The organism is Roseomonas sp. E05, from assembly GCF_030063475.1.
In the GTDB taxonomy this organism is placed as follows: domain Bacteria; phylum Pseudomonadota; class Alphaproteobacteria; order Acetobacterales; family Acetobacteraceae; genus Pseudoroseomonas.
Window position 1 is genome coordinate 1 of sequence record NZ_JASIRT010000032.1, and the last position, 12,801, is coordinate 12,801.

At 69.3% G+C, this 12,801-nt stretch carries 11 protein-coding genes and 2 pseudogenes; 5 read left to right on the forward strand and 8 right to left on the reverse strand.

Annotated elements, in window-relative coordinates; all coding sequences use genetic code 11:
- Positions 1 to 80: 80 nt before the first annotated feature.
- The 7 genes and pseudogenes from QMO56_RS21830 to QMO56_RS21860 form a co-directional block, all read right to left on the reverse strand.
- Positions 81 to 773 (reverse strand): annotated as a pseudogene (locus tag QMO56_RS21830) (ISL3 family transposase); the annotation flags it as partial.
- Between the two features lie 381 nt (positions 774 to 1,154).
- Positions 1,155 to 1,580: an OsmC family protein gene (locus QMO56_RS21835; protein ID WP_283529344.1), complete on the reverse strand. Its 426-nt coding sequence runs from the start codon at positions 1,578 to 1,580 to the stop codon at positions 1,155 to 1,157.
- A gap of 214 nt (positions 1,581 to 1,794) precedes the next feature.
- Complete coding sequence (gene arsJ, locus QMO56_RS21840; RefSeq protein ID WP_283529346.1) at positions 1,795 to 3,021, reverse strand: organoarsenical effux MFS transporter ArsJ; 1,227 nt, start codon at positions 3,019 to 3,021, stop codon at positions 1,795 to 1,797.
- On the reverse strand, positions 3,021 to 4,070 hold the full coding sequence (locus QMO56_RS21845) for an ArsJ-associated glyceraldehyde-3-phosphate dehydrogenase (RefSeq protein WP_283529347.1): 1,050 nt from the start codon (positions 4,068 to 4,070) through the stop codon (positions 3,021 to 3,023). The genes arsJ and QMO56_RS21845 overlap by 1 nt, the downstream gene beginning before the upstream one ends.
- A gap of 1 nt (position 4,071) precedes the next feature.
- Positions 4,072 to 4,932, reverse strand: coding sequence for a metalloregulator ArsR/SmtB family transcription factor (locus QMO56_RS21850; protein WP_283529348.1), 861 nt, complete (start codon positions 4,930 to 4,932; stop codon positions 4,072 to 4,074).
- A gap of 49 nt (positions 4,933 to 4,981) precedes the next feature.
- Positions 4,982 to 5,719: a phosphonate ABC transporter, permease protein PhnE gene (phnE, locus tag QMO56_RS21855; RefSeq protein ID WP_283529349.1), complete on the reverse strand. Its 738-nt coding sequence runs from the start codon at positions 5,717 to 5,719 to the stop codon at positions 4,982 to 4,984.
- Positions 5,720 to 5,818: 99 nt separating this feature from the next.
- Positions 5,819 to 7,481 (reverse strand): annotated as a pseudogene (locus tag QMO56_RS21860) (ISL3 family transposase).
- Here QMO56_RS21860 and QMO56_RS21865 point away from each other — a divergent pair.
- Positions 7,447 to 7,929 (forward strand): beta-lactamase hydrolase domain-containing protein, encoded by a 483-nt coding sequence (locus QMO56_RS21865; RefSeq protein ID WP_283529350.1) that lies wholly within the window; start codon positions 7,447 to 7,449, stop codon positions 7,927 to 7,929. The pseudogene QMO56_RS21860 and the gene QMO56_RS21865 sit on opposite strands and share 35 nt — an antisense overlap.
- A 75-nt stretch (positions 7,930 to 8,004) precedes the next feature.
- On the opposite strand, the gene QMO56_RS21870 is transcribed toward QMO56_RS21865, so the two are convergent.
- Complete coding sequence (locus QMO56_RS21870) at positions 8,005 to 9,309, reverse strand: FAD/NAD(P)-binding oxidoreductase (protein ID WP_283529352.1); 1,305 nt, start codon at positions 9,307 to 9,309, stop codon at positions 8,005 to 8,007.
- Positions 9,310 to 9,551: 242 nt separating this feature from the next.
- Here QMO56_RS21870 and QMO56_RS21875 point away from each other — a divergent pair, with 242 nt between their 5' ends.
- From QMO56_RS21875 to QMO56_RS21890, 4 genes are all read left to right on the forward strand, one after another.
- Positions 9,552 to 10,220 (forward strand): peroxiredoxin, encoded by a 669-nt coding sequence (locus QMO56_RS21875; RefSeq protein WP_283529353.1) that lies wholly within the window; start codon positions 9,552 to 9,554, stop codon positions 10,218 to 10,220.
- Complete coding sequence (locus QMO56_RS21880; protein ID WP_283529354.1) at positions 10,217 to 10,591, forward strand: helix-turn-helix transcriptional regulator; 375 nt, start codon at positions 10,217 to 10,219, stop codon at positions 10,589 to 10,591. Before QMO56_RS21875 ends, QMO56_RS21880 begins: the two co-directional genes overlap by 4 nt.
- A gap of 127 nt (positions 10,592 to 10,718) precedes the next feature.
- Positions 10,719 to 11,522 (forward strand): sulfite exporter TauE/SafE family protein, encoded by an 804-nt coding sequence (locus tag QMO56_RS21885; RefSeq protein ID WP_283529355.1) that lies wholly within the window; start codon positions 10,719 to 10,721, stop codon positions 11,520 to 11,522.
- Between the two features lie 51 nt (positions 11,523 to 11,573).
- Positions 11,574 to 12,710: a c-type cytochrome gene (locus tag QMO56_RS21890; RefSeq protein ID WP_283529356.1), complete on the forward strand. Its 1,137-nt coding sequence runs from the start codon at positions 11,574 to 11,576 to the stop codon at positions 12,708 to 12,710.
- The last annotated feature ends 91 nt before the right edge of the window (positions 12,711 to 12,801 follow it).

A 12,801-nucleotide genomic window follows, 5' to 3' on the forward strand; every position in this document is an offset into this window, starting at 1 on the left:
GGATCGAGGACTACAACGAAGTCCACCCCCACAAGGGCTTGCGGATGTGTTCACCCCGTGAGTTCATCCGCGCCCAGTCTCAACCAGCCCCGTGTCCGGTTTGATGGGGGCAACTCCAGCCACCGATCCGCGACCTGTGTTGCGTAGGGCAGAGCCCTGGCAACAGCCAGGGCATACCCGCCACTGCGGTCGCGGGCGACGACGGTGATCTGCGCCTGCTCCGAAAGCCAAGCCTCGGCCGCCGCGGGCTCGCGGTCAGGCAGGAGCGCGATGGTCCTGCGCCGCTCGAGATCGCAGATCAGCGTGCCGTATCGCTGGTTGCGCCGCCAAGCCCATTCGTCGATCCCGACCACCACGGGCGGGACGAAGCACGGGCTACCCCGGCGCCGCACGGCACGCAGCAGGGTGTCGCGGCTCGCTGGCACCATGAGCCTGCGCGCGAAATCTGCCGCCGGCCGGCCGCCAAGTGCCAGGCCGAGGTGGTGGACGATGTGCTCGAGCCGCGGCGTCCGGCGCGCCCAGGGCGCGAGCACGCCGGCGTCAAAGCGCTCAGCGAAGATCCGTCGCCCGCACAGCAGGGCATTGCAGTAGAACCGGCGTGCGTTGACCATCAACCGAACCGGGCGCCCTGAGACCGGCAGGTCTGCTAAACCTCGGCGGTAGCGGCTGTGCACCCGCTCGGAAGGTGAGCCGCAGCCAGGACAGGCACTCGCCCTGGCTGCGGAGCGGACGGTGATCAGCGCGCCGGCGTCGTCGCTCGTCGCCTCAACCATGACAAAGCCGCGCGGCACGAGAGCAGAAACGCGAAAGGCCTGCTGCACGGCATTGATCCCCCTCTGTAGGCCAACGCCACATATCGGTCAGCATCCTGACTGCACCAAAGATGCGCCAGAGCCCCTATTCCATGCCGATTGACAGAAAAGGTTGGCGAGAGCCCTCTCGACCGCCACAAAGTTGGCGCGAACAACATCGGTGTGCGAAGCCGAGGCCCGCGCGTTCCACGGCCGCACGGATCGCGGTGGCGCCGAGGGCGGTGGCGGGCAGGTCCTTCAGGGTGTCGCCGAAGGTGCCGATGGCAGTTCGTACCGGGGTCAGAGGACGATCTCTCGCTGTGCCATGATGACAGTTCCCCTATTTCGTCCTCACTGCTGGCCTCATCCTGCGAGGGTGGCCCGGACGCCTGCCCGCCGAAGGACGCCCTCGAGCGGCACGGCCGCCGCAAGAGTGTTGGAGATGGTCCCGTACTTGCGGACGTTCTGGTGCAGCAGTTCGAGCCGATGGTCGGCCTCGTCCGTATCCACCAGAATCTCGTAGTCGATCTGGGTAATGCGCGGCGGCACGTCCTGCCGCTCGGCGCGCAGGCGGATTTCGACGCCTTGGAGCGAGAAGCGCAGCATCGGCGTGACACGCTCGATGCCCTTGACCATGCAGGCGGCGAGCGCCGCCAGGAGCAATTCCGCCGGGTTGAATGCGTCCTGGCGCCCGCACGGTCCGGTGTCGGCGAGCAACTCAGCCGACTTGCAGGTCATGCGGGTTCCGTGGCTGTCGAGCCTCGTCGCCGTCACTGTGTAGGTCTGCATGGTTCACGCCTTTCGGTATGAAATTGCACCGGGTGCGCGCTGGGAATCCTTGCGTTGGATCAAGAGAAATAGCAGTTGACGGACTACCGCACGAACTTCACAGAGATGGCGGCCAGCGACCTTAGCTGGCGCGGTCAGCCCTGTTCGTCACCCCGGCCAGCATTCGAAGCGAGTGGAGCGCCATCCGGAGGCGGCAGCACCTCAGCGGGGGTGGTCAGACCGCCACCCGCCGCGCCTCGGCCCCGGCCGGCAGCAGGAAAGTGAGAGCTAGACAGACGGCCAGCATGGCGGCCGAGCCCCACAGGCACGCCTGGATGCCGGCCGCCTGCGTCAGGACGCCCGAGAGCAGGATGCCGAACAAGCGCCCAGCCGCATTGGCCGCGTAGTAGAAGCCGACATCCTCAGCCGCCTTCTCCGAGCCCGCATAGGCAAGGATGAGGTAGGAGTGGAGTGACGAGTTCACGGCAAACGCGAAGCCGAAGATGGCCAACCCGGCGACCACCACCAGGTCTGGGCGGCCAACGGCGCCGGTCGCCAGCATCAAACCAAGGGCAACGGGGATGATGGCCAGCGCCACACCCCAGAGGCGCGCCTCCGGCACCTCGCGGGACAGACCATCCGGACTGCGGCGGACCACCTGTGGCGCCAGAGCCTGCACGCCGCCGTAGCCGATCGTCCAGGCGGCCAGGAAGGTCGAGACGCCGACGTAGTTCCAGCCCTGGCTGTACAGGAAGACCGGCAGGCCCACGACGAACCAGACGTCGCGGGAGCCGAACATGAAGACCCGGGCGCCCGCCAGCAGGTTGACGCCGCGGTTCTTGGCGAAGAGTTCCTTGAAGCTCTTCGATGCCTTGGCCTTGCCGAGCTCCCGGGGCAGCGAGAGCAGCACGCCCACAAGGGCAAGAGCGAGCAATGCAACCAGCAGCCAGAGCGCCGGTCGAAAGCCAGCGGTCTGGAGCAGGAAGCCGCCGAGGAAGAAGCCGAAACCCTTCATGGCGTTCTTGGAGCCGGTGAACCAGGCCACCCAGCGGAACAACTGACCGGTGCCCTGCTGCGAAGACGCCTTGATGGCTGACTTCGAGGCCGTCTTGGTCAGGTCCTTGGCCACGCCGGAGATGCCCTGGGCACAGACGACCCAGGCCACCGAAACCGCGGCGTTCCAGGAGGGGTCGAGCGCCGACAGCATCAGCAGGCCGCCGATCTGGAGCGTCAGGCCGATCGCCAGCATGCGGGGGATGCCGAAGCGCACCGCGAGCCAGCCGCCGCCCAGATTGGCGAAGATGCCTGCCGCCTCGTAGAGCAGGAACAGGAAGGCCAGGGTGAAGGGCGTGTAGCCAAGCTGATAGAAGTGCAGCAGCACCAGCATCCGCAACGCGCCATCGGTGAGCGTGAAGCCCCAATAGGCGCCGGTCACGATGAGGTAGTTGCGGATGGCGGACATCAGACGCCCCGCTCCCGGACGATGTTGGCCAGGTCCACCATCCGGCAGGCATAGCCCATCTCGTTGTCGTACCAGGCATAGACCTTCAGCATCGTCCCGTCGGTCACCATGGTGCTGGCCGCGTCGACGATGGCGCTGCGGGTGTCGTTGGCGTAGTCGGCCGAGACCAGCGGCCGCTCCTCGTAGCCCAGGATGCCCGTCAGCGGCCCGGCGGCGGCCGAGCGGAACAGCTCGTTAACCTCAGTCACGGTGGTCTCGCGCTGCATCTCGAAGACGGCGTCCGTCAGCGAGGCATTCAGCACCGGCGCCCGGACGGCGTGGCCGTTCAGGCGGCCCTGGAGTTCCGGGTAGATGAGCGAGATGGCGGTGGCGCTGCCCGTCGTGGTCGGCTGAAGGGACAGCAGGGCCGACCGGGCGCGCCGGAGGTCCTTGTGCGGGGCATCCACGACCACGTTGGTGTTGGTCGGATCGTGGATGGTGGTGATCTGGCCATGCCGGATGCCGATGGCCTCGTGGACGACCTTGACCACCGGCGCCAGACAGTTGGTGGTGCAGGAGGCTGCGGTCAGCAGCCGGTGCTGCGCCGGGTCGTAGCGGTCGTCATTGACCCCGACCACGATGTTCAGGGCCGCGGCCGCCGGGTCCTTGACTGGCGCGGCGACGATGACCCGCTTCACGCCGCGGTCGAAGTAGCCCTGCAACTGCTCCTGCTTCAGGAACTTGCCGGTACATTCCAGGACGACGTCACAGCCCAGGTCACCCCAGGGCACGTCGGCAGGGGCAGCGGCTGCGCCGAAGCCGATGCGCCGGTCACCGACGACAATGGCCTCTTCGCCTTCGGCCGCGATCCGCTCACGCCAGCGGCCATGGATGCTGTCGAATTCGAGGAGGTGGGCCGTCGCGGCGGCGCCACCCTTGAGCTCGTTGACGTGGACGATATCGAGGCGGTTCGCGCTACGCGGGTCTCTCGCCTCCCGGAACACGCCACCCAGGGCGGCCCGGAACGCCAGTCTGCCGATGCGGCCCATGCCGTTGATGCCGACGCGCATGTCAGTGCTCCTTGGCAACGGTGAGAGGAGCCTCGCTCAGGTCGTCCAGCCGGTGCCGCAGCGACATGCGGTCCAGGGCCTCCATCTTGAGGCTGGTGAAGATGCCGAGGCGCCGGAACAGGCTGGCGTAGAGCTCGTTGAGCATCAGGATGCGCTCGTGCGAACCCGCCGCGAACTGGCCCGGCCCAGGCAGCGGCCAGGAGGCGGTGATGGCCTGCCCGCCGAAGTCCGGGCAGTGCTGGCCCTGGAGCTCATCGCAGAGCGTGATGACGAAGTCCATCCGGGGCGCATCGGGCTTCTGGAACTCCCGGTGCGACTTGCTGCGGACGTTCGAGACGTCATGCCCAAGGCTCACCAGCTTCTCGACGACCTCGGGCATCGGCTGTGGCGCCGGATCCGACCCTGCCGAGTAGGCCCTGAAGCGCTCCCCGCCCAGCTTGTTCAGGATGGCCTCGGCCATCAGCGAACGGGCGGAGTTGCGCGTGCACAGGAAGAGGACGTTGAAGGCCGGTGTCATGGGGCCGTTCTCCGAAGGGCTGGCGGGCCATGCCCGCATCAGGTCACCACAAAGCTCAGGGCGTCCGCCGCAGCAGTCCTGCGACAGGAAGGTGACCAGGTGGCGCAGGCGATCAATCTGCGCAGCGTAGATCAGGCTGCGGCCCTGCCGGGTCGGGCGGACCAGCCCGACCTGCTCCAGGGCGCGCAGGTGGAAGGAAAGGGTCGAAGGGACGATGCCGAGGGCCGCCCCAATCGCGCCTGCGGACAAGCCGGTCGGTCCCGCCTCCAGAAGGGTCCGGAGGAGGTCGAGGCGGGACTCCTGCCCCAAGGCAGCGAAGACGGCAGAGGCGTCAGAAGTTTCCATATTTCCGCTGTATTCGAAATGAAGTGTGTTGTCGTGTGACAATTGCAGCCTAGGTGATGGCTTGCCGGACCCTGGCACTGACCCAATCGCTGATCACCACAGTTGTCAGGATGAGCAGGAGGATGACGCTGACCTGGGGCCAAGCGAGCGTTGCCACGGACGCCTCCAGTTGAAGACCGATGCCGCCCGCCCCGACCAAGCCCAGCACCGTGGCCTCGCGGATGTTGATGTCCCAGCGGAACACCCTGATGCCTGCGATGGCGGGCGCCACCTGGGGCGCGATTCCCCAGGCCAGCACCTGGGCGCTGGCAGCGCCGGTGGCCTCCATCGCTTCAACCTGAACTGGGTCGATTTCCTCGATAGCCTCGTGGAGCAACTTGCCGATGAAGCCGATGGAGCGCAGCGCGATGGCCAAGGTGCCCGCCAGCGGCCCGGGGCCGATGATGACCACCAGGACCAGCGCCCAGATCAGGCTGTTGATGGATCGGCTGGCCACGATGACGAACAGCGCCACCGGCCGGATGAGGAGGACGCTGGGCGTGGTGTTGCGCGCCGCCAGCACGGCCACGGGAATGCCGAGGATGACGGCCAGCAAGGTTCCCAGGGTGGCCATGTTGACCGTGTCCCACAGAGGCTTCCACAGCACGCTGGCATAGTCCCAGCGGGGTGGCACCGCGCGGAGAGCAGGTCGGCGCCCTGCTGGGGAGCGTCCCAGACGAAATCCCAGATGGTCGCGTCCGAGATCTGCCGGAACGAGAGGACCGTCGCCACCACGATGGCAAGCCATGCACCCCAGGCCAGCAGGTCACCCATCGGTGTCCGCCGACGCCAGATTACGTCCTGTGATCTTCCCCTGATTTGATGGTTCTCCCGCACTTTGCGTGGATCAGGCAGCGATGAGGACGCGGCGACGGAGCAGCGCGAAGCTGGCGCGGCCATACATGGTGCGTTTTAGCATCTTCAGCCGACTGATCTGCCCTTCCGCTTGCGCGTTGCTCCAGGGCGTCGTCAGCGCCGCCCGAACCGCCGCCCCGTCCTGCGCCAAGCCGGCCGCGAAGGTCTCCAGCGCCGCAACACCGCAGCTCCGGGTCTCCAGGAGCCATCTGTCGAGTTCGCCGGCAGCATCCGCCGGCCGCTCACCATCCAAACCGCAGGCGCGGATCAGCATCGTGAACCGCCGCGCCAAATCGGCGACCCGTGCTGCCTCGGCATCCTGCCGGATGCGGGCGAGGTCGGCCGTGGCGCGGGGCGGCCGCGTCGCGGCGGGCTGCACCAAGATCCAGGCCAGCCGCTTCGGAGAAGGGATCGGTGCTGCTCTGGCGAGCTCGGCGCTCGGCGCTCGGCGCCCCGGTCAGCGGCAGCCATTTGCGGGCCGTGCGCGGCGCCGGTTTCGTGCGTCGGTCAGCGACGAAGCGGTGCACCTGCCGGTGAGTCCCCGCGAAGCCCTGGTTGCGGATCTCGCGCCAGAACGCCATGGCGTTCTCGCAGCCCTCGGCCATGCGGTGCTCCAGATGAGCGAGGTAGGGGTCGAGGCGAGACGGATTGGGTCGGCGAATGGCCCGCTCCGGGAAGCTCTCGGCCTGGGCGTACTGACGCACGGTTGCGCGCGCCAGGCCCGTGGCACGGGCGATCGCCAGGAGGGGCTCGCCTGCAAGATGACGTCGGCGCACGTCCTCGTAGGACACCAGCCGGCGAGCGCGGCTGTCGAGGCTGATGGCGATCTCGGCCGCGCTGCGGCGGTAGGCACGCAGGCGTTCTCCAGGCTGTCGTCCGTCACCATCGGGCAGAGCGGGCAGCTGTCTCAGCCGGCCGTGAACGCGGCCGAGCCAGCGCTCGAGAGCTTGGCGCATATTGAGGAGGAGATGCCATCGATCGGCGACCTGGAGCGCGGCCGGCGCGCCGCCGCTCGCCGCTCGGGCGTACTCGGTCGAGCGGCCACGAACGACGATCTGGACGCCGGGATGACGACGTAGCCACGCGGCGACGGTTCCCCCCGACCGGTCAGGCAACAGGTCGATCGGGCATCGTCGTTCGAGATCGACGAGGAGCGTGCCGTAGGTTCGGCCCTTGCGGATGGCCCAGTCGTCGATGCCCACGGCTCGCGGCGGATCCGATCTCGGCAGCGGGAGGCGATGCACGAGGCGCAGGATCGTATCAGGGCTGGTTTGCATCCCCAGATGGCCGGTCAGGCGAGCGCCGGCCTCGCCGCCCACTGTAAGCCCGATCCGGGTCTGAGCCTGCGCGAGGCGGCGGGTCCGGCGCGCTCGCGGCGGCATCAGCCGCGGGAGAGGCTCGGCAAACGTGCGGCGGCGGCAGGCGGGATGATGGCAGTAGAAGCGTCGGATACACAGGCGCAGCGTCACGGGCTGGCCAAGGCTCGGCAAGTCGGCCGGTCGGCGATCGTAGCGGCTGTGAACGGCAGAGCTGGACGTGCCACAGGCCGGACACCGACCATGGACACGGCGCGCATGCGCGACGACGACGAGGCGACCGTTGGTCCGGATGACGCGTTCAATGGCGCAGTCAGGCAAGGGTGAGGACAGGATCATCCGCCTCGTGAAGCAGCCTGCCCTAACCTCGTCACCGCGACCGTTCCACACAAAGTGCGGGAGAACCATCAATTCGAAGGAGGATCAGTTCAGGGCGGTGGTCAACCTGCGGACGGCCGGGGAGCAGAACCAACCCCTGTCGCCCGAGGCTGAAGGCGAGGTCGCCCGCGCGGCGGGCCTGGACTACGCCCACATCCCGGTCGCTCCCACGGGTCCGCAATCCGAGCAGGTGGAGGCCTTCCGGGAGACGCTGCCCGCGCTGCCGGGGCCGGTGCTCGTCCACTGCGCCTCCGGCAAGCGCTCCGGCGTCTTCGCAGTCCTGCACGCCGCCAGGGAGCAAGGGTTGTCGGGGGAGGACGCGCTCGCCAAGGCGCGGGCGCTGGGCTTCGACTGGCAGAGCCCCGAACTCGAGAGCTTCGTGCGGCGCCACCTGGACCGCCGCGCCTAGACGCGCGGCCATAAAGCCGGACCTCAGAGGGCGGCCCCCGACCAGGGCTGTCCGTCTGTCGCGTGGCTGCCGCGCTCATGCGGTCCGCGCCTCCGCGAAGCGCCGCTCACGGTGCCTCACGTCGCGTTCGCTGCCGCGCAGCATCATCTTCCAGTACAGGAAGGGCAGGAACTTCGTCTTCAGCAGCCATGCGCTGCGACGTGGCTTGCGCGGATCGAGCGGGAAGCTCGGCGTGACCCTGCCGCCATAGGTGAACTCCGCCAGCACCACGCGGCCATAGGCCGTGGTGAGGGGGCAGGAGCCGTAGCCGTCATAGGACGCCTCCAGCGGCCTGCCGTCGATGGCCGCGAGCAGGTTCCGCACGACGACGGGCGCCTGCAGCCGCACCGCGGCGGCCGTCTTGGCGTTGGAGGTTCCGGCCGCGTCGCCGAGGGAGAACACGTTCGCGTAGCGCGCGTGCCGCAGCGTCGCCGGGTCCACCTCGACCCAGCCGGCGCCGTTCGCCAGCGGGCTCGCCTTGACGAAGTCCGGCGCGCTCTGCGGCGGGGTCACGTGCATCAGGTCGAAGCGCTTCTCGACCTCGCGCGTCCTCCCTTCGGCGTCGGTCACCGTGAAATGGGCCGTCCGGCTGGGGCCGTGCACCGCCTTGAGCGTGTGGCGGTAGCGAAGCCCGATGCCGTAGTCGTCGACCGCCCGCTGCAGGGGCGGCACGAAGAACGGCACGCCGAACAGGGCATCCCCCGCCAGGCAGAACTCGATCTCGGCCGGGCGCGGGAGGCCGTGGCGGCGCCAGCGGTCGGCGGCGAGGTACATGATCTTCTGCGGCGCGCCCGCGCACTTGATGGGCATGGGCGGCTGCGTGAACAGGGCAGTCCCGCCGCGGAACTCCTGGAGGCACTTCCAGGTGTATTCGGCCGGGGCGGCGGAATAGTTGCTGCACACGCCGTGGCGGCCGAGCGTCTCGCGCAGCCCGTCGACCTTGTTCCAGTCGAGTTGAAGGCCCGGACAGACCACGAGATGGCGGTAGACGAGGCGGCGCCCGTCCGCCAACTCCACCTGGTTCTCGTCCGGATGGAAGGCGGCCACGGCCGCCCTGATCCAGGTGACGCCCTTCGGGATCAGCGTTTCCTCGCGCCGGAGCGTCTGGGCCAGGCTGAACACACCCGCGCCCACCAGGGTCCAGCCCGGCTGATAGGCATGGGTGTCGGAGGGCTCGACGAGCGTCACCGGCAATTCGGGCCGGTGGCGGCGCAACGCGGCGGCCACGGTGATCCCGGCAGCGCCGCCGCCGACGATCAGCACGGCAGCGGCCCTCTCCGTCGCCCCTGACGGGCTTCCACTCGCGCCGGAGCGGGCTTCCAGCCGCTGGATGGTGTCCATGCCGTCCTCCTGGTCCGTTGCGGGCAATGCCAGGCGCTTACCTGGAGGCCATAGTTAGGAGTTCAATACTTGTTATATATCTTAATCGACTTATTATCTGGTGGCGTCTCTGACGGTGCGACGCCCCGGTACGCTGCCGCGGCGGCCGAGGTCGCCGGGCTTGAGGTGCGCGGGGAAAGGTTGTGTCTGGGGTGCGGCGGGCTGCCGGTCGCTCCCGCCTTCCTCCAGGCCAAGGACAGGAAATGAGCGAGTCAATTCCACAGCATGCCGGGCCGCCGCTGCTCCACGACCCCGCGCCGGACTTCCGTGCGCGCACCACCATGGGCGACCGCAGCCTGGCCGATTATCGCGGCGGCTGGCTGCTGCTGTTCTCCCATCCGGCCGACTTCACGCCGGTCTGCACCAGCGAGTTCATCGCCTTCTCCCGCGCCGCCGGCCGCTTCGAGGCGCTGGGCTGCGCGCTGCTGGCCCTGTCCGTCGACAGCCTGTTCTCCCATTTCGCCTGGATCCGCAGCATCCATGCGCAGTTCGGCGTCAAGGTGCCGTTCCCGATCGTCGAGGACCCCTCGATGGCGATCGCCCGCGCCTACGGCATGATCGCCCCGCAGGCGCCCGACGCCTCGATGGTGCGCGCCGCCTTCGTGATCGACCCCGCGGGCACCATCCGCGCCATCAGCTGGTATCCGATGACCACGGGGCGGAACGTGGAGGAGCTTCTGCGCCTGCTGGCGGCGCTGCAGACCACGGACGCGCATGACGTCTCGACGCCCGAGGGCTGGCAGCCGGGCGACGACGTCATCCTGCCTCCAGAGCTGACCCCCGAGGCAGCCTTCGGCCCCCAGGACCAGGGGGGCGACTGGTACTTCAGGACGGGGCCGCTGCCGAAGAAGGCGAGGGGGCGAAGCCGATGATCCCCGACACCACCGGCATCGCCGAGGGTGCCGCCCTGCTGCGGGTGCTCGCCAACCCGGCCCGTCTGCGCATCGCCCTCCACCTGCTCGGGGGCGAGCGCTCGGTCGGGCAACTCGAGGAGGATCTGGCGCTCAAGCAGCCCAACCTCTCGCAGCATCTTGGCGAATTGCGGGATGCCGGGCTGCTTGTCGCGCGCCGGGAATCCCGCGCGGTGTTCTACCAGGTCGCGCCGGGGCGGCCGCGGCACCTGCTGGCGAGCCTCCTGCACGGTCTGGGCGGCGCCGCCTCTGCGCCTGTGCCCCCGGCGCCGCGGCCGCCCCGCCGCCCCGTGGCGGCGGCCAGCTTCGCCGTGGTCCGGGTGGCGCGATGAGCGCCCGGTCCACCCGCTTCCCTGGGCCGCTGGCCGCGCCCTCGCCTGGCGCCGCGGCGGGTGCGGGGGATCGGCCGCGTATCCTCATAGAGCCAGCCGCGCCCCGGGCGGCCACTGGAGCCTGATCATGCTGCTGCAATCCGTCCTGGCCGTGCTCTCCGGCAGCCTGGTGGGCTTCACCCTCGGCCTGATCGGCGGCGGCGGCTCCATCATGGCGACGCCGCTGCTGCTCTATGTGGTCGGGTTGCAGCCCCACATGGCCATCGGCACCGGCGCGCTCGCGGTGTCGGCCAACGCCTTCATCAATTTCGCGGGCCATGCGCGCGCCGGCAATGTCCGCTGGCGCGATGCCGTCCTGTTCGCCGCCGTCGGCGTGGCAGGGGCCGCGGTCGGCGCCTGGTTCGGCAAGAGCTTCGACGGCCAGCGGCTGCTTTTTCTGTTTGCCGTGCTGATGGTCGCCGTCGGCGTCCTGATGCTCCGCAGTGGGCGCGGGAGGCCCGCCTCATCCGGCGCGCAGGAAGACCAGGGAGACCAGGGCGCGGGGCGCCGGGCGGCGCTTGTCGTGGCCAGCGCGCTCGGCGTCGGCCTGCTCTCCGGCTTCTTCGGCATCGGCGGCGGCTTCCTGATCGTGCCGGGCCTGCTGTTCTCGACGGGCATGCCGATGCTCTCCGCCGTCGGCTCCTCCCTGCTCGCGGTTGGCGCCTTCGGCCTGACCACGGCGGTCAGCTACGCCTTCTCCGGGCTGGTCGATTGGGTCGTCGCGGCGGAGTACATCGCCGGGGGCCTCGCGGGCGGCTATCTCGGCATGCAACTGGCCTGCCGTCTCGGCTCCCGGAAGGCCGCGCTGAACCGGATCTTCGCCGCACTGGTCTTCGTCGTCGCCGCCTACATGCTCTACCGCAACGCCTCCGCCTTCGGGTTCGCCCCCTGAGGCGCAATCGGGCATCCGCCCGCACGGACTCAGAAGCCGAGGAAACACCCGATGCGCACGCCCTCCCTCATCACGATCTCTGTCGGCGCCATCGTCGCTGGCGCGGCCGTGCTGGCCGTTCGCCCGCCGACGCCCGGGCGGCACATCGAGGTGCCGAGCGCCCTGCGCCAGGGGGTGCCCTCCCCGGCGGCAACCCCGGCTGCGCCGCCCCCCCAGGCCCAGCCGCGCGCCCAGACGGCAGCCCGGCCCGCCACTCCGGTCACCCCGCCCGCGGCGTCCGCCTGGACGATCCCCGATCCGGACACGTTGCCCGCCGACGACATCTTCGCCCAGACGGTGCGCCGCGGCCGTGACCTGATCGCGAAGACCTCGTCCCTCATCGGGCCGGATGCGCCGGACCCGGCGATGCGCTTCGCCGGGAACGGACTCACCTGCCAGTCCTGCCACCTGCAGGCGGGCACGCAGCAGTACGGGCTGCCGCTGGCCGGGGTCTGGGGCGTCTTCCCGCAGTATATCGGCCGCGAGAACGAGGTCCGCACCCTGGAGGAGCGCGTCAACGGCTGCATGGAGCGCAGCATGAACGGCCATGCGCTGCCGGTGGACGGGCCGGAGATGAAGGCGATCATCACCTACATCCGCTACATCAGCGGGCCGCAGCAGGTCGGTAAGTCCTTGCAGGGGCGCGGCGCGCCTTCCCTGCCGCTGCTGGACCGCGCCGCCGACCCGGAGCATGGCCGCAAGGTCTTCGCCGAGACCTGCGCCGCCTGCCACGGTGCCGACGGACAGGGCCAGCGGCTGGAGGCGGCCGACGCCGCGGAACAGGGCAGGCGCTACCAGTTCCCGCCGCTCTGGGGACCGGACAGCTACAACGACGGCGCCGGCATGGGGCGCACCATGACGGCGGCGCGCTTCGTGCACGCCAACATGCCCCTCGGCACCACCTGGGAGCAGCCGCAGATCTCGGCCGAGGACGCCTACGACGTCATGGCCTTCGTGAACTCACAGCCACGGCCGCACCGCGAGAACCTCGAAGCGGACTATCCGGACCGCTCCAGGAAGCCGGTCGATGCGGGTTATGCGCCTTTTGTCGGCCCCTTCACGCCCGAGCAGCATCGCTACGGACCGTGGAAGCCGATCCAGGACTGGCTGAAGGCGAACGCGGACAAGGTGCGGGCGGCCGGGCCCTGACGGCCTCCTGCCGCCCCGGAGCGTGGATGCAGACACCTCGGGCGGGACACGGCGCAAGTGATGGCGTCGCATATACCCTGACCTCTTTGCG

Coding starts and splice junctions, on each gene's coding strand:
- QMO56_RS21835 (WP_283529344.1), bottom strand. CDS start 1,580: ATGCAGACCTACACAGTGACGGCGACGAGGCTCGACAGCCACGGAACC.
- arsJ (WP_283529346.1), bottom strand. CDS start 3,021: ATGTCCGCCATCCGCAACTACCTCATCGTGACCGGCGCCTATTGGGGC.
- QMO56_RS21845 (WP_283529347.1), bottom strand. CDS start 4,070: ATGCGCGTCGGCATCAACGGCATGGGCCGCATCGGCAGACTGGCGTTC.
- QMO56_RS21850 (WP_283529348.1), bottom strand. CDS start 4,932: ATGGAAACTTCTGACGCCTCTGCCGTCTTCGCTGCCTTGGGGCAGGAG.
- phnE (WP_283529349.1), bottom strand. CDS start 5,719: ATGGCTTGCCATCGTGGTGGCGACGGTCCTCTCGTTCCGGCAGATCTC.
- QMO56_RS21865 (WP_283529350.1), top strand. CDS start 7,447: ATGGCGCAGTCAGGCAAGGGTGAGGACAGGATCATCCGCCTCGTGAAG.
- QMO56_RS21870 (WP_283529352.1), bottom strand. CDS start 9,309: ATGGACACCATCCAGCGGCTGGAAGCCCGCTCCGGCGCGAGTGGAAGC.
- QMO56_RS21875 (WP_283529353.1), top strand. CDS start 9,552: ATGAGCGAGTCAATTCCACAGCATGCCGGGCCGCCGCTGCTCCACGAC.
- QMO56_RS21880 (WP_283529354.1), top strand. CDS start 10,217: ATGATCCCCGACACCACCGGCATCGCCGAGGGTGCCGCCCTGCTGCGG.
- QMO56_RS21885 (WP_283529355.1), top strand. CDS start 10,719: ATGCTGCTGCAATCCGTCCTGGCCGTGCTCTCCGGCAGCCTGGTGGGC.
- QMO56_RS21890 (WP_283529356.1), top strand. CDS start 11,574: ATGCGCACGCCCTCCCTCATCACGATCTCTGTCGGCGCCATCGTCGCT.